Below are 817 nucleotides of genomic sequence, written 5' to 3'. Positions count from 1 at the left end.
AACTCGACGGCCTCGAAGGATCGCCACGGGCCACGGCGATGAATGACTTCGGCCTTGTAGAGGCCGTTGATCGTCTCGGCCAAGGCGTTGTCATAGCTGTCGCCGACGCTGCCGACCGAGGGTTCGATGCCGGCTTCAGCCAGGCGCTCGGTATACTTGATGGACACGTATTGCGACCCGCGATCGGAGTGGTGGATCAGGCCCGCCCGGTGAGCCGGCCGGCGGTCATGAAGCGCCTGCTCGAGGGCGTCGAGCACGAAGCTGGCGTGGGCCGTGCGGCTGGCGCGCCAGCCGACGATCCGCCGGGCGTAGGCGTCGATCACGAAGGCGACGTAGACGAAGCCTGCCCAGGTCGCGACATAGGTGAAGTCTGACAGCCACAGCCGGTCAGGGGCCGGCGCGTGGAACTGGCGGTTCACGTGATCGCGCGGGCACGGCGCGGCCTTGTCGCTGATCGTCGTGCGCACCGGCTTGCCCCGGATCACCCCTCGCAGGCCCATCTGGCGCATCAGCCGCTCCACCGTGCAGCGCGCGAGGGAAATCTCCTCGCGCCGCATCTGCCGCCAGATCTTGCGCACGCCGTAGACGGCGAAGTTCTCGGCGAACACCCGGGCGATCTGCGGCTTCAGCTCCAGGTCCCGGCGCGCCCGCGCCGACAGCCGGGCCGGATCACGCCGCTGAGCCTGGCGCTCGTGGTAGGTGGATGGGGCGATCGGCAGGACCTTGCAGATCGGCTCGACCCCATAAGCCTTCCGGTGATCGTCTATGAAGGCGATCATCGCTTGAACGGGCGGTCGAGCTCCGCCTGGGCAAAATA

General features: G+C 67.8%; 1 protein-coding gene and 1 other annotated feature. The gene reads right to left on the bottom strand.

The window, feature by feature from the left end; genetic code table 11:
• Window positions 1-817 (bottom strand): IS3 family transposase (locus ACP7A5_RS17970; protein WP_426043167.1); only part of this gene is annotated, 817 nt, incomplete at both ends.
• Window positions 705-817: a sequence feature (AL1L pseudoknot), on the bottom strand. This feature is flagged as partial in the annotation. Its footprint overlaps the gene before it by 113 nt.

The organism is Brevundimonas sp. TWP2-3-4b1, from assembly GCF_049897665.1.
GTDB lineage: Bacteria > Pseudomonadota > Alphaproteobacteria > Caulobacterales > Caulobacteraceae > Brevundimonas > Brevundimonas subvibrioides_B.
This window is presented reverse-complemented; position numbering and strand designations above follow the sequence as displayed.